This is a genomic window from Stenotrophomonas sp. YJH_SMC_46 (assembly GCF_059370315.1).
In genome coordinates this window covers 99,315-123,957 of sequence record NZ_JCAFTO010000005.1, presented here as the reverse complement: position 1 = coordinate 123,957, position 24,643 = coordinate 99,315, and the positions used below count along the sequence as shown (strand labels likewise).

21 protein-coding genes are annotated in these 24,643 nt (G+C 67.9%); 6 read left to right on the top strand and 15 right to left on the bottom strand.

Annotation, left to right across the window (positions count from 1 at the left end; all coding sequences use genetic code 11):
* Positions 1-417: 417 nt before the first annotated feature.
* The 4 genes from AC5P8C_RS16270 to AC5P8C_RS16255 form a co-directional block, all read right to left on the bottom strand.
* Positions 418-2,022, bottom strand: coding sequence for an OpgD/OpgG family glucan biosynthesis protein (locus tag AC5P8C_RS16270; RefSeq protein WP_019658845.1), 1,605 nt, complete (start codon positions 2,020-2,022; stop codon positions 418-420).
* Between the two features lie 105 nt (positions 2,023-2,127).
* Positions 2,128-2,940: a bifunctional DNA-formamidopyrimidine glycosylase/DNA-(apurinic or apyrimidinic site) lyase gene (gene mutM, locus AC5P8C_RS16265; RefSeq protein ID WP_134731978.1), complete on the bottom strand. Its 813-nt coding sequence runs from the start codon at positions 2,938-2,940 to the stop codon at positions 2,128-2,130.
* Between the two features lie 60 nt (positions 2,941-3,000).
* Complete coding sequence (locus tag AC5P8C_RS16260) at positions 3,001-3,333, bottom strand: EF-hand domain-containing protein (RefSeq protein WP_019658843.1); 333 nt, start codon at positions 3,331-3,333, stop codon at positions 3,001-3,003.
* A complete protein-coding gene (locus AC5P8C_RS16255; RefSeq protein WP_019658842.1) occupies positions 3,330-4,532 on the bottom strand; it encodes a DesA family fatty acid desaturase in 1,203 nt (400 codons plus the stop codon). Before AC5P8C_RS16255 ends, AC5P8C_RS16260 begins: the two co-directional genes overlap by 4 nt.
* Positions 4,533-4,719: 187 nt before the next feature.
* On the opposite strand from AC5P8C_RS16255, the gene AC5P8C_RS16250 reads away from it, so the two are divergent.
* The gene (locus AC5P8C_RS16250; protein WP_020723483.1) at positions 4,720-5,505 is read left to right on the top strand and encodes an ABC transporter ATP-binding protein; all 786 of its coding nucleotides are present in this window, start codon (positions 4,720-4,722) and stop codon (positions 5,503-5,505) included.
* A gap of 128 nt (positions 5,506-5,633) precedes the next feature.
* Here the strand turns inward: AC5P8C_RS16250 and AC5P8C_RS16245 are convergent, their stop codons facing one another.
* Both AC5P8C_RS16245 and AC5P8C_RS16240 read right to left on the bottom strand, forming a co-directional pair.
* On the bottom strand, positions 5,634-6,836 hold the full coding sequence (locus tag AC5P8C_RS16245) for a DUF4785 domain-containing protein (RefSeq protein ID WP_019658840.1): 1,203 nt from the start codon (positions 6,834-6,836) through the stop codon (positions 5,634-5,636).
* Between the two features lie 11 nt (positions 6,837-6,847).
* Positions 6,848-7,726, bottom strand: coding sequence for a lipase family protein (locus AC5P8C_RS16240; RefSeq protein ID WP_233653395.1), 879 nt, complete (start codon positions 7,724-7,726; stop codon positions 6,848-6,850).
* A 262-nt stretch (positions 7,727-7,988) separates the two neighbouring features.
* Between AC5P8C_RS16240 and AC5P8C_RS16235 the strand changes: the two genes are divergently transcribed.
* The gene (locus tag AC5P8C_RS16235; protein WP_021204632.1) at positions 7,989-8,828 is read left to right on the top strand and encodes an acid phosphatase; all 840 of its coding nucleotides are present in this window, start codon (positions 7,989-7,991) and stop codon (positions 8,826-8,828) included.
* A 132-nt stretch (positions 8,829-8,960) separates the two neighbouring features.
* Here the strand turns inward: AC5P8C_RS16235 and AC5P8C_RS16230 are convergent, their stop codons facing one another.
* Entirely contained in the window at positions 8,961-11,231 is a 2,271-nt protein-coding gene (locus AC5P8C_RS16230) for a TonB-dependent receptor (protein WP_058983198.1), read from the bottom strand.
* 159 nt (positions 11,232-11,390) lie between these two features.
* Between AC5P8C_RS16230 and AC5P8C_RS16225 the strand changes: the two genes are divergently transcribed.
* Positions 11,391-12,404, top strand: a complete 1,014-nt coding sequence (locus tag AC5P8C_RS16225) for a TIGR00266 family protein (RefSeq protein ID WP_019658836.1) — start codon at positions 11,391-11,393, stop codon at positions 12,402-12,404.
* Positions 12,405-12,544: 140 nt separating this feature from the next.
* Positions 12,545-13,537 carry a patatin-like phospholipase family protein gene (locus tag AC5P8C_RS16220; RefSeq protein ID WP_019658835.1) on the top strand — a complete coding sequence of 331 codons (993 nt, stop codon included), beginning with the start codon at positions 12,545-12,547 and terminating at the stop codon, positions 13,535-13,537.
* Positions 13,538-13,578: 41 nt separating this feature from the next.
* Here the strand turns inward: AC5P8C_RS16220 and AC5P8C_RS16215 are convergent, their stop codons facing one another.
* Complete coding sequence (locus tag AC5P8C_RS16215; protein ID WP_019658834.1) at positions 13,579-15,576, bottom strand: hypothetical protein; 1,998 nt, start codon at positions 15,574-15,576, stop codon at positions 13,579-13,581.
* 85 nt (positions 15,577-15,661) lie between these two features.
* Positions 15,662-16,144, bottom strand: a complete 483-nt coding sequence (locus tag AC5P8C_RS16210) for an Lrp/AsnC family transcriptional regulator (RefSeq protein WP_004153377.1) — start codon at positions 16,142-16,144, stop codon at positions 15,662-15,664.
* 125 nt (positions 16,145-16,269) lie between these two features.
* On the opposite strand from AC5P8C_RS16210, the gene phhA reads away from it, so the two are divergent.
* Both phhA and AC5P8C_RS16200 read left to right on the top strand, forming a co-directional pair.
* Positions 16,270-17,163, top strand: a complete 894-nt coding sequence (gene phhA / locus AC5P8C_RS16205; RefSeq protein ID WP_019658833.1) for a phenylalanine 4-monooxygenase — start codon at positions 16,270-16,272, stop codon at positions 17,161-17,163.
* The gene (locus AC5P8C_RS16200) at positions 17,132-17,488 is read left to right on the top strand and encodes a DMP19 family protein (RefSeq protein ID WP_495219101.1); all 357 of its coding nucleotides are present in this window, start codon (positions 17,132-17,134) and stop codon (positions 17,486-17,488) included. The genes phhA and AC5P8C_RS16200 overlap by 32 nt, the downstream gene beginning before the upstream one ends.
* A gap of 90 nt (positions 17,489-17,578) precedes the next feature.
* Here AC5P8C_RS16200 and AC5P8C_RS16195 read toward each other — a convergent pair whose 3' ends face one another.
* The 6 genes from AC5P8C_RS16195 to AC5P8C_RS16170 all read right to left on the bottom strand — a co-directional run bounded on the left by AC5P8C_RS16195 (position 17,579) and on the right by AC5P8C_RS16170 (position 24,642).
* Positions 17,579-18,679, bottom strand: coding sequence for a GDSL-type esterase/lipase family protein (locus AC5P8C_RS16195; protein WP_495219100.1), 1,101 nt, complete (start codon positions 18,677-18,679; stop codon positions 17,579-17,581).
* Between the two features lie 101 nt (positions 18,680-18,780).
* Positions 18,781-19,536, bottom strand: coding sequence for a 2-dehydro-3-deoxy-D-gluconate 5-dehydrogenase KduD (kduD, locus tag AC5P8C_RS16190; protein ID WP_005421125.1), 756 nt, complete (start codon positions 19,534-19,536; stop codon positions 18,781-18,783).
* A gap of 71 nt (positions 19,537-19,607) precedes the next feature.
* Positions 19,608-20,456, bottom strand: a complete 849-nt coding sequence (gene kduI / locus AC5P8C_RS16185) for a 5-dehydro-4-deoxy-D-glucuronate isomerase (RefSeq protein WP_495219098.1) — start codon at positions 20,454-20,456, stop codon at positions 19,608-19,610.
* Between the two features lie 197 nt (positions 20,457-20,653).
* Positions 20,654-21,712, bottom strand: a complete 1,059-nt coding sequence (locus AC5P8C_RS16180; RefSeq protein ID WP_019337388.1) for a LacI family DNA-binding transcriptional regulator — start codon at positions 21,710-21,712, stop codon at positions 20,654-20,656.
* Between the two features lie 39 nt (positions 21,713-21,751).
* Positions 21,752-23,341 (bottom strand): family 43 glycosylhydrolase, encoded by a 1,590-nt coding sequence (locus AC5P8C_RS16175; RefSeq protein WP_495219096.1) that lies wholly within the window; start codon positions 23,339-23,341, stop codon positions 21,752-21,754.
* Between the two features lie 17 nt (positions 23,342-23,358).
* Positions 23,359-24,642: a TRAP transporter large permease gene (locus tag AC5P8C_RS16170; RefSeq protein ID WP_005421133.1), complete on the bottom strand. Its 1,284-nt coding sequence runs from the start codon at positions 24,640-24,642 to the stop codon at positions 23,359-23,361.
* Between the last annotated feature and the right edge of the window lies 1 nt (position 24,643).

Here is a 24,643-nt window from a genome sequence, read left to right as displayed (position 1 = left end):
GGGACGCTGCAAGTACGTCCCTGTAAGCTTGGCAGCCGCATCCATGCGGCTGACACCCCGCACTCCGACACCACCCCACCTCTGACAGATTTCTGCGGCTGTTGGTAGGTGTCGACCTTGGTCGACACATCTGTTGTCAGATATCGAATGAAATTCCGTGGGGTCAGATCCGTTTTCCTTCGGAAAACGGATCTGACCCCATGAGCTGTTCCGACAGATCGCGGAGGTCTGTCGAAGGCGGGGTGGGTCCGGTTGCGGGGGCGTGAGCCGCATGGATGCGGCGACCGAGCTTACAGGGACGTACTTGCAGCGTCCCCCGCAACCGGACCCACCCCGCCATCCCACGGAATGCACGCATTTGACGTTGCCTTGGCTTGAAGCGGGTGCAGGGCTGCAAGCCCTGCAATCCCAAACCACTCAGTACAGCGTGCGCTCCGGCGCTCCGGCCGGCGGCGGGGTGTACTGGTACAGCCAGGTCTCGGTGAGGGTCTTGCCACCACTGCGCAGGAACAGGCGGATGTCGATCTGCTCGGTACTGCCTTCCGGCGGCACCAGGTCGAACATCGCGCGGTAGCCGTTGATCTCGCGCAGCGGCCGCGCCGACACGATCTCGACCCGGCCCCGGCTGGCTTCCACCACCGCCTCGACCTCGCCCTTGTCGATCAGCCTGGCCAGTTCGCCACCTTCGAAGTCCACCGCGAAGCGCCAGCTGAAGTACTCGCGCTTCTTGCCGACCACACCGCCCAGGCCGGTGCGGCTGGCCACGCAGTGCGCCATCGGCGGCCGTGCCGGCGGCTCGGCGCCCCAGTACAGGCGGTAACCGACCAGCAGCTCCTGGCCCGGCTGCGGCTTTTCCTTGGGATTCCAGAACGCCACGATGTTGTCGAAGGTCTCGTCCACGGTGGGAATCTCCACCAGCTGCACTGAGCCTTCGCCCCACTCGCCCTTCGGCTCCACCCACAGGCACGGGCGCTTCTCGTAGAACACGCCGTCGTCCTGATAGTGGTCGAAGTTGCGGTCGCGCTGCAGCAGGCCGAAACCGCGCGGGTTGCGGTCCACGAACATGTTGAAGCGCAGGTTGCGCGGGTTCAGCAGCGGGCGCCAGATCCATTCGCCGGCACCGGTCCACAGCGACAGGCCGTCGGTATCGTGGATCTCCGGGCGCCAGTCCCAGCCCATGCGGCGGTCGTTCTCGCCCACCTGGTACATGCTGGTGCACGGCGCGATGCCCAACCGCTCGATCGCCTTGCGCGGGTACAGCGCGCTGTCGATGTCCATCAGCAGCACGTCACCGTTGGTGATCGCGAAGCGATAGGCACCGGCCACGCTGGGCGAATCCAGCAGGCCGTAGACCACGATCGTGTCCGAATCAGCCGACGGCTGTTCCAGGTAGTAGGCGATGAAATCCGGGAATTCCTCCGGCTTGCCCATGCCGGTATCGATCGCCAGGCCACGCGCGGACTGGCCGTACTGACCCTCCTTGCCGACCGCGCGGAAGTAACTGGCGCCGAGGAAGGCGGCGAAGTCGCGGTCGGTGTCCTTGCGGGTGTTCAAGCGGAAACCGGCGAACCCCAGGTCGGCCGGCAGCTCGCCGTCCTTGATGCCGCTCTTGCCGTAGTTGAATGCCGCGCCGTCATAGGCCAGCTCCTGCGCCTTGCCGTCGACCACGTCGAACATGCGCACCGGCGAATGGAAGTACAGGCCCAGATGGAAGAACTTGGCCTGGAACTTGCCTGGCTGGTCAGCCCACAGCGCATGGTCCTGGCGGTAACCGATCGACTGGTACTGGTCCCAGTCCAAGCCTTCCAGGCGGCCCGGCAGCACCCGCTTGTGGCTCTTGTAGGGCGCCTGTGCCAGCGCGCGCGCCTGGCCCTTGAGGGTAGCGAAGTCGAACGGCTGCGGCTGGCCGAGGCGGCGCAGGCCCATCTGGCCGCTCCTGCTGGCCGCGCACGCGGGCAGGGACGGCAGGCCGAATGCTGCCAGGGCGAGGGAGGCATTGCGGATGAAGTCGCGTCGTTGCATGCAGGCGCGTCAGGCACGAAGGGAAGGTCGGCCATGATAGGCAGACAAACGTTAACGGGCAGCGGAGACGTCTCCTGCCCGTTCAGCTGCCGCTGGCCGCCCGGCTCAGCGCTGGCAGTGGTTGCACCAGACGCTGGCGCGCTGGCCGATGGTGGCGTGCTTCAGCGCGCGGCCACAGTTCGGGCATGGCAGGCCGTCGCGGCCGTACACCAGCAGTTCCTGCTCGAAGTAGCCCGGTGCGCCGTCAGGGCTGATGAAATCGCGCAGCGTGGTGCCGCCCCGGGTGATCGCATAGCCGAGGATTTCCTTCACCGCCCCGGCCAGCCGCTGGTAGCGTTCGCGCGAGATCTTGCCCGCCTCGCGCAGCGGGCTGATGCCGGCCTTGAACAGGCTCTCGGCGGCATAGATGTTGCCGACGCCCACCACCACCGCCTGGTCCATCAGGAAGGTCTTCACCGGCGCACTGCGGCCCCGGCTGCGGGCGAACAGGTAGTCGCCGTCGAAGGCCTCGTCCAGCGGCTCCGGCCCCAGCCCCTGCAGCAGCGGGTGGACCTCGCCGGCCGGCTGCCAGAGCAGGCTGCCGAAGCGGCGCGGATCGTTGAACCGCAGCAGGCGGCCGTTGTCCAGGCTGATGTCGACGTGGTCATGCGCCCGCAGCGGGGTATCACCGGGCAGCACGCGCAGGCTGCCGGACATGCCCAGGTGCAGCACCGCGCTGCCGACGGCGGTATCCAGCAGCAGGTATTTGGCGCGCCGGCGGATGTCCTCGATGCGCTGCCCCGGCATCAGCTCGGCCACTTCCGGTGGAATCGGCCAGCGCAGGTCGGCGCGGCGCAGGATCACGCCATGCACGCGACGGCCCTGCAGGTGCGGCGCCAGGCCGCGGCGGGTGGTTTCGACTTCGGGCAGTTCGGGCATGGGGTGATTCTACGCCGGGCCATGCGAAGCCGCCGGGCATGGCCCGGCGACGGTGCAGAGTCAGCGCGGCGGTGCCGCCAGTTCCCGCGCATCCAGGACGCCATCACCGTTGGCATCCTGCGTGTGGAAGCGCTTCACGATCACCTGCCGCTGCTGCTCGCGGCTGATCGCCCTGCCCTTGCCACCGGGCAGCTCCTCGGCTGTCAGCACGCCATCACCATTGCGGTCCATGCGGTCGAAGGCATACAGCATCCACTGCACGTACTCGGCCTCGCTGACCTTGCCGTCGCCATCGCTGTCCATCCGCTGCAGGTAGCTGGCGGTGTCGGTGACCTGGGCCAGCACCGCGCCCGGCAGCAGCGCCGCCAGCAGTAGTCCGTACCCTGCCCTCACGCGCCCACCAGGCTGTAGCCCTTCAATCGTGCGGCGTAGGCCTGCAATGCCGCGATACCGCTTCCCTCGGCCTCGCGGCACCACGCCTGCAGCTGATGCAGGCGCTCGGCAGCATCGTGGCCGCGCGCCTCCAGCAGTGCCGCCAACCGCGCGCGGTACTCGACCAGGGTGCGGATGCGCGGGCGCTGTGCCACCCAGGCGCTCAGCTGGGCACGGCTGTCCGGCTTCAGCCAGCGGCCATCGTTGACCAGACCGCGGCGCAGCCGGCGCGGCAGCAGGCGACGCAGTTTGGCCCCGGCCTGCGCGGCTTCCTCGCGCAGGGCCGGCATGAACACGTTGCGCTGGTAGTCGGTCATCGCCTGGAAGCGGTGCGACAGCAGCGCCTTAAGGGTCTCGGCATCGGGCACGGCGATGTTCGGGCGTACGTCCATGGCCGGTGCCACCCGCAGCACCTTGGCCAGGCGCAGCGCCTGCAGCAGGCGGATCGCACTCCAGCCGATGTCGAATTCCCAGCGCCGCATCGCGAAGCGCGCCGAGCTGGGGAAGGCATGGTGGTTGTTGTGCAGCTCCTCGCCACCGATCCAGAACCCCCACGGCGTGAGATTGGTGGAGGTATCGGCAGACTCGTAGTTGCGGTAGCCCCACCAGTGGCCCAGGCCGTTGACCACGCCGGCCGCCCAGAACGGGATCCATGCCATCTGGATCGCCCACAGGGCCACGCCGGGCAGGCCGAACAGCACGCTGTTGATTGCCAGCAGCAGCACCGGGCCCAGCGTGGCGTGCGGAGTGTACAGGTGGCGCTCGATCGCATCGTCCGGGGTGCCGCGCCCGTACTGCTCAATGTCCGCGCGCATGCCACGCGCTTCCCGATACAGCTCCACGCCGTGCCAGAACACCTTGCCGATGCCGCGGGTAACCGGGCTGTGCGGGTCGTCCTCGGTCTCCACCTTGGCGTGGTGCTTGCGGTGGATGGCCACCCATTCCCGGGTGATCATCGATGTGGTCAACCACAGCCAGAAGCGGAACACATGGGCCAGCGCCGGGTGGAAGTCGACCCCGCGATGGGCCTGGCTGCGATGCAGGTACAGGGTCACCGAGAAGATGGTGATCTGGGTGAAGACCAGCAACACGGCCAGCATGGCCCACCACCCCAGGCCGAGAACACCACCGGTCAACAGGGACATCAGGGCATCAGGCATGGCAGCTCTCCGGATCCACGCGGGGATGGCAGACATGATGGGCGCTTGCGTTGCAAACTGCATCCCTGCGGCGGTGCTTGGCATCGCCATCCGTGGCACCGTTCACAGTTGGGGACCTGAGTTGTCGAGCCTTGATCCACGCGCCAGCCGCATTTCCGCCGCCCCGCCCGTCGCGGAGCTGCCCCCCTTGATCGAACTGGACCGCGCCACCGTGGTGCGTGGCCAGGTGAAGGTGCTTCATGGGCTCAGCCTGCGCATCGCGCAGGGCCAGCACACCGCCCTGCTCGGCCCCAACGGCTGTGGCAAATCGACCTTCATCAAGCTGATCACCCGCGAGCTGTACCCGCTGGCGCAGGTCGACGGCTCCGTCGCGGTGAGGGTGCTGGGCCAGAACCGCTGGCAGGTAGACCGGCTGCGCTCGCAGCTGGGCATCGTCACCGGCGACCTCAGCAGCAACCTGGCCGACATGCCGGGGCTGACCGTGGAACAGGCGGTGCTGTCCGGCTTCTTCGCCAGCTACGTGGTGCCCGGCTTCCGCGAGGTGACCGCCGACATGCGCGCACGTGTCGGCGAGACACTGGCGATGACCGGCGCGCTGTCCCTGCGTGAACGTGCCTACGCCGAGCTGTCGGCCGGCGAAACCCGCCGCGTGCTGATCGCGCGCGCGCTGGTCAACCGGCCGCAGGCGCTGCTGCTGGACGAACCCTCCACCGGGCTGGACCTGGTCGCCCGCGAGCAGCTGGTGGCGACCATGCGCGTGCTGGCCCAGCAGGGCATCACCCTGGTGCTGGTGACCCACCACATCGAAGAGATCATTCCCGAGATCGAACGCGTGGTGCTGCTGCGTGACGGCCGCGTACTGGCTGACGGTACCCGCGCCGAGCTGCTGCGCAACGAACCGCTGTCGGCGGTGTTCGGTGGCGCGATCACGGTATGCGAGCAGGAAGGCCGGCTGACCGCGTACGCGGGATAATCGACATGCCACTGTAGAGCCGAGCCTATGCTCGGCTGCTTCTGGCCGCGGGGAACGGCAGCCGAGCATAGGCTCGGCTCTACAGAAAACGGTACAGCGGGCCGGAACCCCGCCCGCTGCACCCTTGCTCAGAACTTCAACGCCAGCGCGCGCGACTCGATCGGTGCCATCCGGCTCTGGTCCTGCAGCTGCAGGTCGCGCAGTTCGTAGGGTGCGCCGAAGCCAGCCGGCAACGCGGCCTGGTCGAATGGCAGCACCAGCTGGCCACGCCCCGGTCCATCGAACCACGCGGCCGCATGCGCCTGCGCCACCGGCTTCAGCTGGCCATCGCGGCCGGTGGCATACAACGTGCCACGCGCCTCGTAGCGACCGGCGGCGGCCACCTGCAGCGGCAGCGCGACCTGGCGGCTGGCCGGGTCGGGTGCCGCCTGGCCACTGAAGCGAGCAGTGGGCCGTGCCACCGCGAAAGCCACCTTGCCGTCGCGCAGCACGCCATCGGCCTGGGCGAACACCTGCAGTTCCCACAGCCCCTGCACGCTGCCGACATCAGCCGGAATCCGCACCTGTGCACGCAGGGCACCATCGGTGGTGCGCAGCAGGCGCTGCGGCCAGCTGCGGCCATCCGGTGCGACCAGCAGGGCTTCGCCGCCCAGGCCGCCACGGCGCGAGGCCAGCTGCGCGGTGGTGGCGCCGTCTTCCAGCAGGCGTGCCTGCAGCTGCACGTTGCCACCGGCCAGCACCTGCGCCTGGTTGGCCTGCACTTCCAGCCGCAGCGGGCTGTTCGGCTCAAGCACCTGCACCACATAGCGGCCCTGCGCCTGCGTGCTCTGCAGCGTGTACGCACCGGCCGAACTGGTCGCGCCGGTGCGCAGCATGCTGCTGCCATCACTCACCGGCATGCCGGCATCCTGCAGCGCGCGCGCATCGACACTGCGGGCCACGCTGCTGCGGCCAGCCGGGTCGCGCATCTGCAGGGTGTTGGCAGGCAGCGCGCGGGCACCTGCGGCCGGGCTCAGCTGGATCACCGCATCGGGCGCCGTCAGCGGCAGGTCCAGGCCGCGTTGCAGCTGCGAGCCATCGACCTGCTGCCAGTAGCTGCGGCTGACCGAGGCATACGGCGTGGCCGCCTGCAGCGGTTGTGCCGGGTCCAACGCCCAGGCGAAGGACAGCGGTGCACGTTCGCTGTCATCGGCCGGCAATGGCGCGGCAACCAGCGCCGCAGGCACCTGGTCGCCCACGCGGGCCGCCTGCAGAGGCTGCGCGGCCTGCGCGGCGGAAAGGGACAGGACTGCCAGCACCGCACTGGCCAGCAGGGTGGAATGAATCGTCATGGTCGTCTCCCTCACTGGGTCAGGTCGTTGCGCAGCAGGGTGCCGAGGCCGAAGCACTCGCGGCGGCTCTGGTTGTGGCTGAGCGGCTCTGCCCCCTGGGTGCGCTGCGTGTCGGTGAACCAGGTGGTGCCGGCGGCCTTCTGGCTGCTGCACTCCAGGAAGCCATCGGAGCAGGAGGACAGCCAGTTCTGGGTGAACTCCAGGCCGACATTGGCGGCGTAGCCACCGCAGTAGCTGTTGCTGTCCCATACCGCCGATTCCACGTCGCTGCCGACCACCGCACGGAACGGCTTGGGCAGGGCGGGACGGCCTGCGGTGCCGTACAGGTTCTGCGCGTTGTAGGTGGCCATGCTCGCCACCTGCTGCTGGCGCACCGCGTCGTTCTTGTAGCCCAGCAGCCAGCCCAGCGAGGTTTCGAAGGTATTGCCGTTGAGCACCGCATCGGCCAGCGGCGTGCCCGCCGAAGACGGCGCCAGCGCGGTGACCTTGCGCACCGTGCGGATGATGTTCGGATAGCGGCTGTCGTAGGTCGGGTTGGACAGGATCCAGCGCACCACGTTGCCGCCGTTGGAGTGGGTGATCACCACCAGCTGGGTGATGCCACGGCTGTCGATGAAACGGGTCAGCTGGTTGGCCAGGCAGCCGGCCGCTTCCGGTTTCCACATGTACTGGGTGAAATCGCAGTTGATGACCACGTAATTGCTGCTGTTGGGCAGGCCCTGGCGCACGGTGTCGATGATGGTCGGCTGCCAGTAGTCCTGGGTGGCGTTGGTCTGCGCGCCGGTGCCATGCACGAAGGCCACGCCGACCACGTCGGCGGCCTGCGCCGGCGCTGTTGCAAGCCCCAGGAGCAGGGCCAGGACGGTACTTCCTGTTGCGGTGCTGCGCATCGCGTCTCTCCCTCTGTCTTCGGATCCCCCCGACCCGGCTGGAACTGGACGGCCTCTGGTGCCTGCCGATGTGCCGATGCTCACGGCGCGGGCGCGTGAAAGTCCGTGCGCTGCGCCCGGATTCAGGAGACTGGCGTCACTTGATGACGTTTTTCATCTTGTTTCGATGACCATGCCGGTTCTGGCCGTATGACCGATGGCCACTGCGGTGCCGCACTGGGACTGCGATCATGACGCGATGTTCTTTCTCCGGAGCCCGTCCATGTCGCTGATCTCCCACCCTGCCCGCCCGCTGCTCGGCCTTGCCGTGGCCGCTGCCCTGGCCGGTTGTGCCGCCACCGCCGCCAAGCCGACCGCCGTCGAAGCCAACATCACCACCAAGGCGGTGGGTTATCTGGACAAGAGCGCGGTTCCGGCCAGCCTCGACCTGGTACCGGCACCACCGGTGGCCGGTTCGGCCGCGTTCGCCCTGGACGAGCAGGTCAGCCGTGAGGCCCGCGCGCTGCGTGGCAGCCCGCGCTTCGCCCAGGCCGGCGTCGATGCGGAACTCGGTTTCCCCGAAGGCGCCAACCACTTCTCCTGCGCCGCCGACATCGACGTCGATGCGGTGAAGACCCCGGCGCTGTATCGCCTGCTGGAGCGCAGCCGGATCGACGCCAGTGCGGCGACCAAGGCGGCCAAGAACCACTACCAGCGCCCGCGTCCGTTCATGGTCAACGGTGAACCGACCTGCTCGCCGAAGGACGAAGACGGCCTGCGCAAGAACGGCTCGTACCCGTCCGGCCACACCTCGATCGGCTGGGCATGGGCACTGATCCTGTCGGAGATCGCGCCGGACCGCGCCGATGCCATCCAGGCCCGCGGCCGCAACTACGGCGAGAGCCGCCTGGTGTGCAACGTGCATTGGCAGAGCGACATCCTCGAAGGCCGCTTCATGGGCGCGGCCGCCGTGGCCCGCCTGCACGACAACGCGGCCTTCAACAAGGACCTGCTGGCCGCACGCAAGGAGATCGAAGCGGCGCGCAAGGCCGGCCTGCACTCCAGCCGCGACTGCGCCACCGAGAATGCGGTGCTGAAGGTGCGCCCGCAGAGCGCGCTGTAGGCCACGCCTCTGTAGAGCCGAGCCATGCTCGGCTCAGAGCAGCCGAGCGCAGGCTCGGCTCTACACGAAGCAGGAAACAGAAGGGCCGGCAGTGCGCCGGCCCTTCTGCATTGCATCAACGCAACCACCGCATCAGAACTTCGCGGTGAACTCCACGCCCCAGGTACGCGGCTCGTTGAGGAAGCCGGTCAGGTTGTTGAAGTCGATCGCGCCGACCACGCGGGTCTGGTTGGTCAGGTTGCGACCGAACACCGCCACGTCGTACTGGCCGTAATCCCAGTTGTAGCCCAGGCGCAGGCCGCCTTCCAGCGAACTGCGGCCGCGGAATTCCGGCGACTCGTAGATGAAGAAGTTCACCGCGCTGCGGTAGGCCCAGTCGGTGTAAGCGTACAGCTCGCTGCCATCGCTGAGCGGGAAGCCCACGCGCAGGGTCGCGTTGTGGATCCATTTCGGCGCCTGCGGCAGCGGGTTGCCGTTCACCAGCGCATAGGTGCCGCCGTTGATGACCGTGGTCGGGTCGTTGATGGTGCAGCCACCACCGCAGATCGCCACCGCAAGGTTCTTGTCCTTGATCTCGGTGTCGTTGTAGCTGCTGCCGAAGGTCAGCAGGACGTTGTCGGCCAGGTAGGCTTCCAGGTCCAGTTCCACGCCCTGGCCGATGGTCTTGTCGGCGTTGAGCAGGGTGGCGGTGTTGTTGGCACCGCCCACGGCGATCAGCTGCTGGCCGTCAACGTTGTAGCGGAACACGCTCAGGCCCAGGCGCGCGCGGCGCTCGAACAGGTCGGCCTTGATGCCGGCCTCGTACGAGATGACCTTCTCCGAATCGGCCTGCGACAGGCCCGGCGCAAAGGCCAGGCGGCCCTGGATCGACGGCGCGCGGAAGCCCTTGGCGACGCGGGCGTAGGCGTTGATGTCGTCGGTCAGCTTGTACACGCCGCTGACGTCCCAGCTGACGTCGTTGACGTCGGTGTTGGCCAGGTACGGGCCGCTGACCGGGGTGCCGAACGGAACGGCCTGCAGCACGCTGGCGCTGAAGTCCTTCTTGTCCTGGGTATAGCGCACGCCGGCACGCAGCTTGAAGCGGTCGGTGACATCGAAGTCGCCCGAAGCGAACACGGCCCACGCCTTGTTGCGCTGGTTCTGCACCACGTGGCCGGTCTGCGGATTGCCCGGGGTCAGCGAGTCGTAGTTGAAGTTGTTGATGGTCACGTCTTCATCGAAGTAGAAGACGCCGGCCTGCCAGTCGAAGCGGCCCCATTCGTTGGACTCGATGCGCACTTCCTGCGTCCACTGGCGGTGGTGCGGCAGGCCGTCGGCCGACTCCGACGAGAACGGAATCAGGCCCGGACCGTAGTTGCCGGCACCGAGGAAGGCCGCACCGTAGCCACCGTCGATGTCGCCACGGTTGAGCGACTCGGCGGTTTCATAACCGGTGATCGAATGCAGGGTCACCGAACCGAGGTTCCACTGCAGGCGCGCGCTGCCGCCCCAGGTCTCCAGGTCGGAGAAGTTGACGCCGTCGTTGGCCACCTTGTCGCGGTCGAAGTTCTCGACCAGCGAATTGCCACCCTTCTGGATGATGTTGGCGCGGAACAGGCGGGCGGTACCGTTGAGCTTGCGCTTGTGCAGATTGAACAGTGCTTCGAAGTCGTCGCCTTCGTACAGGAACTGCACGCGGCCGGCGGCTTCGTCATAGCCTTCGAAGCCACTGTTGGGAGCGCCGACGCGGGTGTTGTCGACCCAGTCGTCGCGGCGCTGGTAGATGGCCGAGACGCGTGCCGACCAGCGGTCGGTCAGCGGGCCGCCGTAGGCGCCCTGCACGTTCCAGCTGTTGTAGCTGCCGTAGCCGACACGGAGGTAACCATCGGCATCCTGCGACGGGCGTGCCGAATCGAACTTGACCACACCGGCCGGGGTGTTGCGGCCGAACAGCGTGCCCTGCGGGCCACGCAGCACTTCCACGTTGGCCAGGTCGAACAGCGGGAATCCCTTCAGCAGCGGGCTTTCCTGCACCACGTCGTCATACACCAGCGACACCGGCTGCGAGGCATTGAGGTCGAAATCGGTGTTGCCCAGGCCGCGGATGTAGAAGCGCGGGAAGGCACGGCCGTAGGACGACTCGATGTTGAGGCTGGGCACGCGTGCGGCCAGGAAGCGGATGTCATCGCCGGCCGAGCCGAGCACATCCAGCTTCTCGCCCTGGATCGCGCTCAGTGCGACCGGTACGTCCTTGGCGTTCTCGACGCGCCGCTGCGCGGTCACCTGCAGGGCATCGAGGGCAACCGGATCCTTGGCAGCGGGAGTTTCCTGGGCGGCCGCAACCAGCGGCAGCAGGGCGGAAAGAGCGGCAACGAGGGGGCGTGCGACCGGAAGGCGGCCACGGGAAGTACGGGTCGGGGACATGGCGGTAGGCTGTGTTTGGAGGGGTGGTAAAACGGCGCTACCAGATAATTGTTGCAATACAGCACCTGCCCCGCAAATGCCCGCCGTTCATGGGCCTGTCGCCCCGGCCCGGGCGCCCTCGCTAGACTCGGGGGTTTCCAGCCCTGCGGAGCCGCCGCGATGACCCAGTGGTATTTCCATGCCTCCGCCCAGGCCGAGCGTATCGGCCCGCTTGATGACCAGGCTGCGCGCCGTTATGCGCAGGCCAACCCGCGCGCGCTGGCCTGGTGCCAGGGCATGAGCGGATGGACCTCGATTGCCGAGGTGCCGGAACTGCAATCTGCGGCCCCGGGCATGCCGAACAGCCCGCCGCCGGTCCCCTCCGCCAGCGGCCGCGCCGACGACATCGAATTCCGCATCGTCGGCCATGAAATGCAGTTCGTGGAGATCGAGCTCGACCCCGGCGAGAGCGCCATTGCCGAGGCCGGCGCATTGATGTTCAAGGACGCCACGGTACAGATGGACACGGTGTTCGGCGCCGCCAACGGCGACCAGGGCGGCGGCTTCATGGGCAAGGTGATGGCCGCCGGCAAGCGCGTGCTGACCGGCGAGAGCCTGTTCGCCACCGTCTACACCCAGAGCGGCCACGGCAAGGGCAAGGTCGCCTTCGCCGCGCCCTACCCGGGCACGGTGCTGGCGATGAAGCTGGACCAGCACGGCGGCCGCCTGATCTGCCAGAAGGACAGCTTCCTGGCCGGCGCGCGCGGCGTGCAGATCGGCGTGCAGTTCCAGCGCAGGATCATGACCGGTCTGTTCGGCGGCGAGGGCTTCATCATGCAGAAGCTGGAGGGCGACGGCTGGGTGTTCATTCACGCCGGCGGCTGCGTGGTCGAGCGCGAACTGGCCGCGGGTGAGCGGCTGGACGTGGATACCGGCTGCGTGGTGGCCTACCACCCCACCGTGGACATGGACGTGCGCCGTGTTGCGGGCATCAAGAGCATGCTGTTCGGCGGCGAAGGCGTGTTCCTGGCCACGCTGACCGGTCCAGGCAAGGTCTGGCTGCAGTCGCTGCCGTTCTCGCGCCTGGCCGGCCGCATGTGGATGGCCGCGCCGCAGGGCGGCGGCCAGAACCGCGGCGAAGGCTCGGTGCTGGGCGGCCTGGGCCGGATGCTGGACGGCGACAACCGGTTCTGACCACCGCTGCGCTCGCCGGGCATGGCCCGGCGCTACCCGTGGTGTTCTATGAATAGGGAATACCCCCACCCTGCCCGCCCCGCCACCGCTTCGGTATGCTGGCGCCCTTTCCTGAATCCGGCGCCGCGAGCGCACTGCCGATGAGCCTGTTCCGACCCCGCATGCTGCTGTCCGTCGCCCTGATCGGCCTGCTGGCCGGCTGCGGTGGCGACCCGGTCCGCCCTGCGCCGCCGCCGGCGCCAACCGTGGTACCGCAGGCCAAGCCGGTGAAGATCGGTATCGCCCTCGGTGGTGGCGCAGCCAAGGGCTTCGCCCACATCGGCGTGATCAAGATGCTGGAGGCCAATGGCTTCGAACCGGCCGTGGTGTCCGGCACCAGTGCCGGCAGCGTGGTCGGCGCGCTGTATGCCAGCGGCATGGATGCGTTCCAGATGCAGAGCAAGGCAGTGGCGCTGGATGAAGCCAGCATCCGCGACGTGCGCCTGTTCTCCGGTGGCCTGGTGCAGGGCCAGAAGCTGCAGGACTACGTCAACGAGCAGGTCGCCAACCGCCCCGCCGAGCGCCTGAAGAAGCCGTTCGCCGCCGTCGCGACCCAGCTGGAAACAGGCGAGCGCGCGATCTTCGTGCGCGGCAACGTCGGCCAGGCCGTGCGCGCCTCCAGCAGCATTCCCGGCGTGTTCGAACCGGTGAAGATCGGTGGCCGCAACTACATCGATGGCGGCGTGGTCAGCCCGGTGCCGGTGGATGCCGCGCGCCAGCTCGGCGCCGACTTCGTGATCGCCGTGGACATCTCCAGCAAGGCCAGCGGCAAGGCGCCGACCGACATGCTGGGCATCGTCAACCAGTCCATCTCGATCATGGGCCAGCGCCTGGGCGAGCAGGAACTGGCACGCGCCGACATCGTCATCCGCCCGAAGGTGCTGGACATCGGCGCCGCCGATTTCAGCCAGCGTGGCACTGCGATCCTGGAGGGCGAAAAGGCCGCAATGGCCGCGATGCCGCAGATCCGCGCGAAGATCCAGCAGCTGCAGCGTGCACGCGCCGCGGCCGCCGCACCGGCACCCGTGGCCGCGCCGAAGTGCGAGGAAGCCTCGCGCCTGGGCAAGCTGATGGGCCGCAAGGACAAGTGCTGAGCTGAGCCGGCGTGTCGCTGCCAGACAGCGACGCGCGCGTTCTAGCGCGCAGGCCGGTAACCGCTGGCCTGCTGCCGCTCGCGCCTGCGCGCCTGACGGGCCTGCTCCTGCAGTGTCGCCGTGTGCTGCAGCTGTTCCATGCCATCGGCCGGCACATGCAGCTGGCGTCGCGCACGGGTGAGTGCCAGATAGACCGCGCGCACCGGGTTGTGCCAGATGCGCCCGCCCTGCCCCGCACTGAAGCAACCGGGTGACAGTGAGACCACGTCGAACTGCAGGTTCTTCGCGTGTTCGGCCAGGCACAGCGCCACCCGCCCTTCAGCAGGCGTGTCCTGGTCGTCGAGCGCCTGCAGCAGTGACTGCACCCGATCGGCAGACGCAAACAGTTCGACCAGCGCGCCCTGCCCTTCGTCGGCCTGCGTGGCCAGGAAGCGCTCCTGTGCCGGGTCCGAGGCGCTGTCGCGGCGCCGGCGCCACGCATCCAGCGGCCGCTGCAGCACGCTGCGCAGCGCGCGCAGCGATGCCGGATGCAGATAGGGCCGCAGCCCGAGCGCGTGCAGCTGTGCCGCATCCAGGGCCAGATCGGCGACGCTGCCATGGATGCGCAGGCCCTCGCTCGGCACCTGCGCCCAGTGGCGGTAATGCAGCACACCGGTGGCGCGGTCGGCGGCACCGACGAACGGCCCACTGTCCTGCCCCAGTCCATCCAGTGCCAGGGTCTGGTTGACCAGGCCCTCGACCTGGTTGCCCTGGCGCACCGACTGGTGCATTTCCAGCACCTTCGACGCGGCCCAGCGCGGCACCGTACCGGTCAGGCACTGGTGCGGATCCCCCAGGCTGACCACGCCAGGCGCATGGCCGGCCAGCAACTGCTTCCACGACGGGCTCAGGTCATGCGCCTCGTCCACCAGCAGCATGCCCATGTCCAGCGGCGGGGTAACGCCGCGCAGTGCCAACCACTTGCCGATGTGCGCCGGGCTGAGGCTCAGCAGCGTGCCCCGCTGCAGTTCGGCGTCGAACATGCAGCGCCAGACGTGCTCGGCGGCCGCCATGTACGGCGACACGTCGAGCATCGCGGCGGGCACCGACCGGTCGAAATGCTGGAACGCCAAGCCCGGTGCAGACGACGCGCACCAACGGTTGATGGCCTCGAACGCAGTCAGCAGCACCTGCTCCGGGCTGCGCCCACCGATGCCCTGCAGGCCGATGCGGCCGGCAATCTCGCGCGGCGTGCGGGTGCTGCGCCGGTAGCTGGCAACGAAGCCACCGGTGTGGCCGCTGCGCGCGGCATGCTGCGCCACGCGGTTGGCGAACTCGATCTGGGTCAGCAGGCGCACCGCGGTGCTGGCCGGCACGCGGCTGCGGAAGGCTTCCACCTGCCCACGCGAGGGCGCCACGTAGGTGTAGCGGCCGGGCCGCGCCTCCATCAGCGCCAGCACCAGGTGGCCCTTGCCGGTGCCGGCATAGCCATCGAGGTCGATCAGCTCATCGGGGTTGGCGGCGATGGCGCGCAGCACGCGGGCCTGCTCGGAGGTGTACAGGCCATGGTGTTCGACCGCACGCGCGTCCTCGGCGGCCACGTCATCCTGCGTGAGCGCCTCGTCACTGGAAAAGGTGGCGGGAAAGCGGATCTCATGCTCGGTCAGGGTTTCCTGGCAGGCCTGCTGCAGGGCCAGGCCCGGATACTCCAATGGCGACTGCGCGATGACGTCCTGCAGGATCTGCGCCGGCGCCAGCAGCACGCCGTGGGCGGCCAATGCGGTCAGCCAGGCATCCAGCTCCGGCTGGCCTCCGCCACCGGGGCCGGCCAGCTGCGCGGCGGCGCCTTCGTTGCCGGCAAACAGCGCGCAGGCATCATGCAGCAGGCGTTCGATCTCGGCCGCTGGATGCAGGCGCGTCCGGCACAACTGCGCGGCCATCAGCCCGGCCTGCTCCACTGCCGTCTGCGGCGGCGTGCCGTGAGCGATGTAACGTGCCAGCGACTTGCGCTGCAGCGGCAGGAAGATGGTGGTGGGCACCGGGTGCTGGAGTTCGGACATGCGTGGAACCGGAAAGGAGCGCTGCGGCGCGCGCAGGGCGGTGATGCTCGGCTACCCGCCCGGCCGCGTCAAATCGCCGCTGCGCTCATTCCAGCTGCGACAACGGCAATGCCTGGAAACCCTTCACCGTGCGCAGCACGAAGCTGGAATTGGCGTCGGCCACGCCGCCGGCGTTGAGCAGGCGGTCCAGCAGGAAGTGCGAAAAGTGCTCCAGGTCGCGCACGTAGACGTGCAGCAGGTAGTCCATGTCGCCGGTCAGCGCATGGCAGGCCACCACCTCGTCCCAGCCCTGCACGCTGTCCACGAAGTGGCCGATGGCGGCCTGGTCGTGCTTTTCCAACTGCACGCGCACGAAGGCCTGCAGGCCCAGGCGCAGCTGCCGCGGCTCCAGCCGCGCGCCGTAGCCGACGATCACGCCCTCGCTTTCCAGCCGCTGCAGGCGGCGCAGGCAGGCCGAGGGCGACAGGTTCACCCGAGTCGCCAGCTCCGCGTTGGTGGCGCGCCCATCCCGCTGGATTTCAGCCAGCAGGCGTATATCCGTGCGATCAAACTGGACTTCTCCGGCCATTGCTGCTCCGCAACATGGTGACTGCGCAAGGATATTGCGCCAACAATGCCAATCGGCGCAACTTTTGCAACCCTGTTGCGCGCGCCCTGCCCTAGCATCGTGGCTATCCCTTCAAGGAGTGCCCCATGGACCTCGCCCAGCCCCGCCGCGTCGAACACCAGCAGACCGACAAGGGCTACGTGCCGGTGTACACCACCGCGCTCGTCGAGCAGCCGTGGGACACCTACAGCGCCGACGACCACGCCACCTGGAGCACGCTGTACCAGCGCCAGCGCGAGCTGCTGGTCGGCCGTGCCTGCCAGGAATTCCTGGACGCGCAGGACGAGATGGGCATGAACGCGCACATGATTCCGCGCTTCGACCAGCTCAACGAAGTGCTGGGCGCGGCCACCGGCTGGACCCTGGTCGGCGTCGAAGGCCTGCTGCCGGAACTGGATTTCTTCGACCACCTGGCCAACCGCCGCTTTCCCGTGACCTGGTGGATCCGTCGCCCGGACCAGATCGACTACATCGCCGAGCCGGACCTGTTCCACGACCTGTTCGGCCACGTGCCGCTGCTGATGAACCCGGTGTTCGCCGACTACATGGAGGCCTATGGCCGTGGCGGCGTCAAAGCCCACGCGATCGGCCCGGACGCGCTGCAGAACCTCACCCGCCTGTACTGGTACACGGTGGAGTTCGGCCTGATCGACACGCCCGACGGCCTGCGCATCTACGGTGCCGGCATCGTGTCGTCCAAGGGCGAGTCGCTGTACTCGCTGGAATCGGCCGCACCCAACCGCATCGGTTTCGACCTGCAGCGGATCATGCGAACGAAGTACCGCATCGACACCTTCCAGAAGACCTACTTCGTCATCGACAGCTTTGAACAGCTGATGCAGGCGACGTCGCCGGACTTCACCCCAATCTACGCGGCACTGGCCGACCAGGCGCACCTGCCTGCCGGTGACGTGCAGGCTGACGATCACGTGTTCCAGGCCGGCACGGGTGAAGGCTGGGCGGACGGCGGCGACGTGTGATGCGCTGTCCGACGAAGACCAGCAGCTGGTGGCGCTGTGGCGCATGGAGGCCGACATCAACAACGGCGGCTTCATGCAGTTCCTGTGCAACTGGGGCGACCCGACCTGCCAGCTGGCGTTACGTGCGCTGCAGGCGATGGGCGCGGCGAAGACCCACGCGATCCTGGCCGGCATGCGCGGGCTGGTCGACCGGCTGGAAGATGACCCGGCGGTCAAGCAACTGACCGACATGTACGGCGCGATGACCGAACAGGAGCAGGAGGCGCTGCACGCCTTCGACGAAGCCTATTCGAGCGACCGGAAGACCTGGCCAGGTTGGGGCTGAAGCACTTCGGCCCGGAGCCTGTCGAACGACGATGACCATGCACGCCGGCGCTGTTCTGTAGAGCCGAGCCCATGCTCGGCTACGTTTCAATCAGCGCGGGTACACCAGCAGCACCACCAGATCCTCCTCACCCACCTGCTGCAGCGCATGGTGGCTGCCCTTGCGGGTCAGCAGCGCGTGCCCGGCGTGCACGTCGTACTGCCTGCCATCCAGCACATAACTGCCCTGCCCACTGACGATGTAATAGATCTCGTCCTTGTGCTGCGGATGCAGGCCGATGCCCGCGCCTCTGTGCAGCACACGCTTGCGCAGCACGAACGGCAGCCCTTCGGCATCGGCGAAGAACGGATACGCCGTGGTCGGGCCGGCACCGCCGTGCGGGCCTGCTTGCGTGCGCACAACACTGTCTTCGTGCACCACCTGCGAGGGCAGGGCTGGGTCGCTACCCTGCCCTTCCGCCACCACGTCGCAGTCGATATCCCGCACCAGCGCCGGCTGCAGCGCGGGTAGCAGCGGCACCGCCTCGCGCAATACCAGGCAGGCCACCGCATGTGCGCCGGCCACGCTGAAATGGGTGCCGTCGGCCTTGTTCTGTTCGGGCACGAACAGGAAGTAGGGTCGCGCGCCCTCCTCACCCAGCGCGCGGATCCAGCGCATGCTGCGGTCATTCAGATCAATCAGCGCAATCTGCTCGCGCGCGGCCAACGCCTTCATCGACTGCGTGTAGCGGCCATGCGTATCCAGCAGTGAACCGAAGTCGTACAGCAGCCGCGCCACCGGCGTGACCAGCACCGGCGTGGCGCCCTTTGCGCGGGCCACCTGTACGTAACGCATCAGCAGGCGTGGGTAGTCGCTGTCCGGATCGGTGTAGCGCGTGCGGTCTTCGAACTTCGCATCGTTGTGGCCGAACTGGATCAGCAGCACGTCGCCTTGGCGCAGCTCGGCGGCGATGGCCTCCAGGCGCCCTTCCTCGATGAAACTGCGCGTGCTGCGCCCGCCCTTGGCGTGGTTGTGCACCTCCAAGCGCGCCGGGTCCAGGTAGCTCTGCAGCGCCTGGCCCCAGCCGGCCTGCGGCGCGCGCTCGGGGCCGTATGCGGCCGCAGTGGAGTCACCGGCAATGAAGACCCGCACGGGCGCCGCCTGCGCGGTGGTGAACGACAGCAGCAACAACAAAGGCAACAGGGTGCGCATGTCCGGTCTCCGGTAGTGCCGGCCGCTGCCCGGCAACCTCATGAACGGCGGAAGCATTGCCAGGACGCCGGCCAGCGGCCGGCACTACCGCGGATCACGCGTCAGCGCGCCAGCCAGCCACCATCGACCGGCAGCACGGCGCCGTTGATGTAATCCGACGCCGACGAGGCCAGGAACACCGCCGCACCGGCCAGGTCATCCGGCGTGCCCCAGCGACCGGCCGGGATGCGCTCCAGGATCGCCTTGTTGCGCGCTTCGTCGGCGCGCAGCTGGGCGGTGTTGTCGGTCGCCATGTAGCCCGGGGCGATGGCATTGATGTTGATGCCCTTGCCCGCCCACTCGTTGGCCAGCAGCCGGGTGATGCCGGCGATGCCGCTCTTGCTGGCGGTGTACGACGGCACGCGGATACCGCCCTGGAAGGACAGCATCGAAGCGATGTTGATGATCTTGCCGTGGCCCTGTTCGATGAAGTGGCGGCCGGCGGCCTGCGAAATGAAGAACGCGGACTTGAGATTGACGTTCATCACGTCGTCCCAGTCCTGCTCGCTGAAGTCCACCGCATCGGCGCGGCGGATCAGGCCGGCGTTGTTGACCAGGATGTCCAACCCGCCCAGGCCTTCGATGGTCTCGCGGACCACGCGCGCCACCGGCTCGATGCTGATCAGGTTGGCTTCGATGGCCAGGCAGCGGCGGCCCAGCGCGGTGATCTTTTCGATGGTATCGGTGGGCGGGGCGATGCCGGCCACGGCGACGTCGGCACCAGCGGCGGCCAGTGCCACGGCGATGCCCTGGCCCAGACCGGTATTGCCACCGGTTACCAGAGCGACCTTGCCTTCCAGGCTGAAGGGATTAGCCATTGCGTATGCGTTCCTTGATAGAGACGAGCGGTGTCGACGGCCGGCACACGGTGCGCGGCGGCCAGGCGGGCTTACTTGAGCTGGCAGATGTCCAGCACGTGCATGTCGGTGTAGTCCAGGTTCTCGCCACCCATCGCCCAGATGAAGGCGTAGTTGCTGGTGCCGACGCCCATGTGGATCGACCACGGCGGCGACACTACCGCTTCGTTGTTCTGGATCACGATGTGACGCTGCGCGGCCGGCTCGCCCATGAAGTGGTAGACGCGGTCGCTGTCACCCAGGTCGAAGTAGAAGTAGACCTCGCTGCGACGGTCGTGCAGGTGCGGCGGCATGGTGTTCCACACGCTGCCCGGCTTGAGCACGGTCAGGCCCAGCAGCAGCTGCGAGGACTGGCAGGTGGCCGGCACGATGTACTGGTAGATGGTGCGCTCGTTGCTGGTTTCCAGCGCGCCGCGGTCCAGTGCAACGGCGTCCTTGATGGACAGCTGCCTGGTTTCGAAGCGGGCATGGGCCGGGGTCGAGGCCAGATAGAACTGGGCGGGGTTGGCGGCGTCCTGCGAGGCGAACACGACCTCCTTGCTGCCCATGGCCACGTACAGACCGTCCTTCGGACCCAGCGTGTAGCCGGTGCCATCCACGGTGACCGTACCAGTGCCGCTGCCGACGTTGATCACGCCCAGTTCCCGGCGCTCCAGGAACGGGTGGCCTGCGGCCGAAACGGGTTCGGTCTGGGTCGGCAGCGCAAGCGGTGCGTCCACCGGGGCGGCGCCACCAATCACGAAGCGCTCGTAGTGGGTGTACTTGAGGGTCACCGCACCGGCGTTGAACAGGCCATCGAGCAGGTACAGGTCACGCAGCTGGTCGTTGCTGGCACCGTGGATGGCATCGGGATGGGTGGCGTAATGGGTCTTGCTGTACATGGCGTCTCCAGAGCGGGGGGCGGGCCGACGGGTCGGCCCCGGCGCGGTTCACGGTCGATTCTAGCCAGACAGGAAACCGGTGTCATTTTGCGTCGCACGATGCCGGGATGGCCCGGGCAGGGCGCGGTGGATCGGGTGGATGGGGCAGGGGCGTGTCACGACCAGAGATCGTGACCTGCAGGATTGATCCTTGGGGATCAATCCTCCGGCGGCTGGCAGGAATCGCGGACGATCAGGTGCGGCCGCACGCTGGCAATGGGCAGCGCGGCCTGGCCTTCGGGCTGGATCAGCATCGCCGCGGCGGTGCGTCCGGTATCGCGCGTGTGCCGGCGCACCGAGGTCAGCGAGGGCCACAGGCGCGAGGCAAGCGGGCTGTCGTCATAGCCGACAATGGACAGCTGGCGCGGAATGTTGATGCCCGCGCGCAGCGCCACCTTGTAGATACCGGCGGCCATTTCATCGTTGCCGGTGAAGATGGCGGTCGGGCGGCGCTTGCCCAGCAGCAGTTTCTCGGCAGCGGCGACACCGGATTCGAAGGTGTAGCCGGCCTCGATGATGCGGTCCTTCGGCAGCTCGATACCGCGTTGCGACAGTGCGTCGATGAAGCCGGCGGTACGTTCATGGGCCGAACGGTAGGCGCTGGGACCGGTCACCAGGGCAATGTCACGGTGGCCGAGCGAGAGCAGGTAGTCGGCGGCTTCGGCCGCACCATCGCGGTCATGGGTAACCACCATCTGCGAGCTTTCGTCCAGCGGCAGCGCTGCCACGCGGGTAAACCGGCAGCCGATTTCATCGAGCATGTCCGCCAGCGCCTGGTCTTCCGAGGCACGCGGCACTAGGATGACGCCGTGCAGCTTCTGCTGCTGCACGAAGCGACGCACGCCTTCGATGTAGCCGGGGCTGCGGCTGTCACAGGGATGCACCACCAGCTCGAAACTGGATCCACGCAATGCATCCAGCGCGCCGTACTGCATGTCCACGATGTACTGCGCGGTGGGGTTGTCGTAGACCATGCCGATCAGGAAGGAGCGGCGGAACGCCAGCCCGCGGGCCAGTGGATCGGGCGTGTAGCCCACTTCACGCATCAACGCTTCCACCTTGTCGCGCGTGTCCTTGCGCACCAGTGGCGAGTTGTTGATGATTCTTGAAACCGTTTTCTTGGATACACCCGACAGTCGCGCGATGTCGTTGATGGTGGCTGCCTTGCCCTTCGCCAATGCCGGCGTAGCGGCATCGTTCTTGTTGCGCACTGACATGTTTTGAACCCGGTAAGTCTGGGGATTCCGGCTCCGCGCTCAGTCCAGCGCGCGGTAGCGGAAGTTGCGGAAGGTTACCGCACCGTCGCCGGCCGCATACAGCGCCGGCTTCAACGCCAGGAACCTGCCCGCGACATTGTGATGGTAACCGGACACTTCCATCTGAACCGGATACTTCTGCCAAGTGTGCCCGTCGGTGCTGGAGTGGAAGGTGACGATGTGGCGGTTGTTGGTCACCCGCAACCACAGCCGGCCGCCGCGGCCCGGGGCCGGTCGGGCAGGGCGCTCCTCGCCGTAGCGATGCATGATGAACGACTCGCCGTTGCTGCCCACGCCCGCGTACAGCCGGTCGCTGTAGAACAGCAGCGCGCCGCCCACGGCACCGGGGGCGATCTCCATCTCCACCTCGAACTGATAGGCCCGGTCGCCGGCGATGGTGGTCAGCGGCGAGGCGTCGCGCGGCGTGCTGCCCTTGCCCTGCAGGACAAGGCCGTTGCCACTGAAACCCAGCCGGCGGTACTCATCCTGCGCCGGGTTGAAGAACGCCCACTGCGGGCCAAGCGTGCTGCCGCGGAAATCATCCGACAGCGCCATGCCATGCGGCGACAGCGCCTGTCCGGCCGGCTTGCGCAGTGGCTGACCAAGGTCTCCGCCCGTGGCCCGGAACCAGCCGTCAGCGGTCCATTCGATCGGTTCGAGCAGGGCCTGCCGACCCAGCGTCCAGAAGCCGTTCTCGTACCCGTGGTACATCATCCACCAGCGTCCATCGGTCCCTTCGATCACCGTCGCGTGGCCGCGTGACCACCAGGGCTCGGCCGCCGACTGCGTGCGCGTGATCGGGTTGTTGGGCGCGTTCTCCCATGGTCCGTGGATCGAACGCGAGCGCGCGGTGATCACCATGTGCCCGGTCGGCGGACCGGCGGTGCCGCCCACTGCCGTGGTCATGTAGTACCAGCCGTCGCGGACGTGGATCTTCGGGCCTTCCTGCGCGTAGGCCTCAACGTCCCAGTCCTGCGGGTAGCGCCAGCCGTCATAGACGTGTTTCGGCGTGCCGACCACGCTCAACCCGTCGTCGGCCAGCTGCACGTAATCACCGCCACTGAGGAACAGGTAGCGCTTGCCGTCTTCACCCACTGCATGGCCGGGATCGATGTAGCCACCCAGGCCGATGTCGATCGGCGCGCACCACGGGCCCTTGATGTCATCGGCCCAGACCACGAAGTTGCTGCGGCGCTCGCCGGTGCGGGCCGGGAAGTAGATGAAGTAGCGCCCCCGATGCTTGACGATGTCCGGCGCCCAGATCGCCCCCACGTTGCGGGTGACCGCATGTCCCAGCGGCTGCCAGTTCACCAGGTCGCGCGAGTGCCAGATCGGGAGGCCGGGGTAGGCGTCGAACGACGACAGCGTGAGGTAGTAATCGTCCCCGTCCTTGAGCACCGAGGGATCCGGATGGTCACCGGCCAGCACCGGATTGAGGAACGTGCCATCGCCCCGGTCCGCCTGGCGCTGGTGTTCCAGCCCCCGCGCCCACTGCGCCGGGGCGCGCGCGGGCTCCGCCGCGGGTGCAGGCCGTGCCGGCAGCAACAGCACGAGCAGAGTGATGGTGGCGGCGATACACAGTGCACGCATGGCAGTCTCCTTGTGGCTCAGCCGCGCAGCGCGGCGGGCAGCCACAACGACAGTGAGGGGAAGAAGGCCACGACCAGCAGCACGGCGAGCGCGGCGAACCAGAACGGCCAGATCGTGCGCATGCTCTGGCCCACGCTGATCTTGCCGATGGCCGTGCCGATGAACAGCACCGAGCCCACCGGGGGCGTGACCAGACCCAGGCCACCGGTGAGCACCAGCACCAGGCCGAAGTGGATCGGATCGATGCCGTAGGCGCGGGCCACCGGCAGGAAGATCGGCGTGCAGATCAGGATCATCGGTGCCAGGTCCATGAAGGTGCCCAGCAGCAGCAGCATCACCACGATCATCAGCAGCACCATGAACTGGCTGTGCGCGAACGACTGCAGGAACTCGACGGCGGCCGCGGGCACCTGCAGGTAGGCCAGCAGCCAGCCAAACACGGCGGCGGTGGCGATCACGAACAGGATCACGCCCGTGCTGCGCGCAGCGTGGATGACGGTGTCGAAGAACTCGCGCCAGCGCAGTTGCCGGTACAGCACGGTGGTCACCAGCAAGGCGTAGACCACGGCGATGGCTGCGCTTTCCACTGCGGTGAAGATGCCGGCACGGATACCGATGAAGATCAGCGCGACCAGGCCCAGGCCGGGCAGGGCGGAGACGATGCGCAGGGCCACGGCGCGCCAGCCGGGAAAGACCTCCACGCCATAGCCGCGGCGGCGCGCCACCGCATAGCCGGTGACCATCAGCGCCAACGTCATCAGCAGCGCGGGGACAATGCCGGCGGCGAACAGATCGGCGATGGACAGGCCCCCACCAGCAGCGGCCGAGAACAGGATCAGGTTGTGCGACGGCGGCACCAGCAGCGCCACCAGCGCGGCGGTGATGCTGACGTTGACGGCGAAATCGCGGTCGTAGCCGCGCTTGACCATCTGCGGGATCATCGTGCCGCCGACCGCCGAAACGTCGGCGATGGCCGAGCCGGACACGCCGCCGAAGAACAGCGAGGACAGGATCGAGACCTGGCCGAGGCCACCGCGCAAGCGCCCCACCAGCGACGAGGCCAGGGCGATCAGGCGCTCGGAGATGCCGCCGCGCATCATGATCTCGCCCGCGAAGATGAACAACGGAATGGCGATCAGCGAGGCCGAGCCGGTACCGGCCGAGATCTGCTGCACCAGCACGATGCTGGGGATATCCAGGTAGAGCAGGGTGGCCAGCGCGGCAGCGGCCAGCGCGTAGGCCACCGGCACGCCGAGCAGCAGCAGCACGGCAAACACGGAGAACAGGATGGTGATACCCATG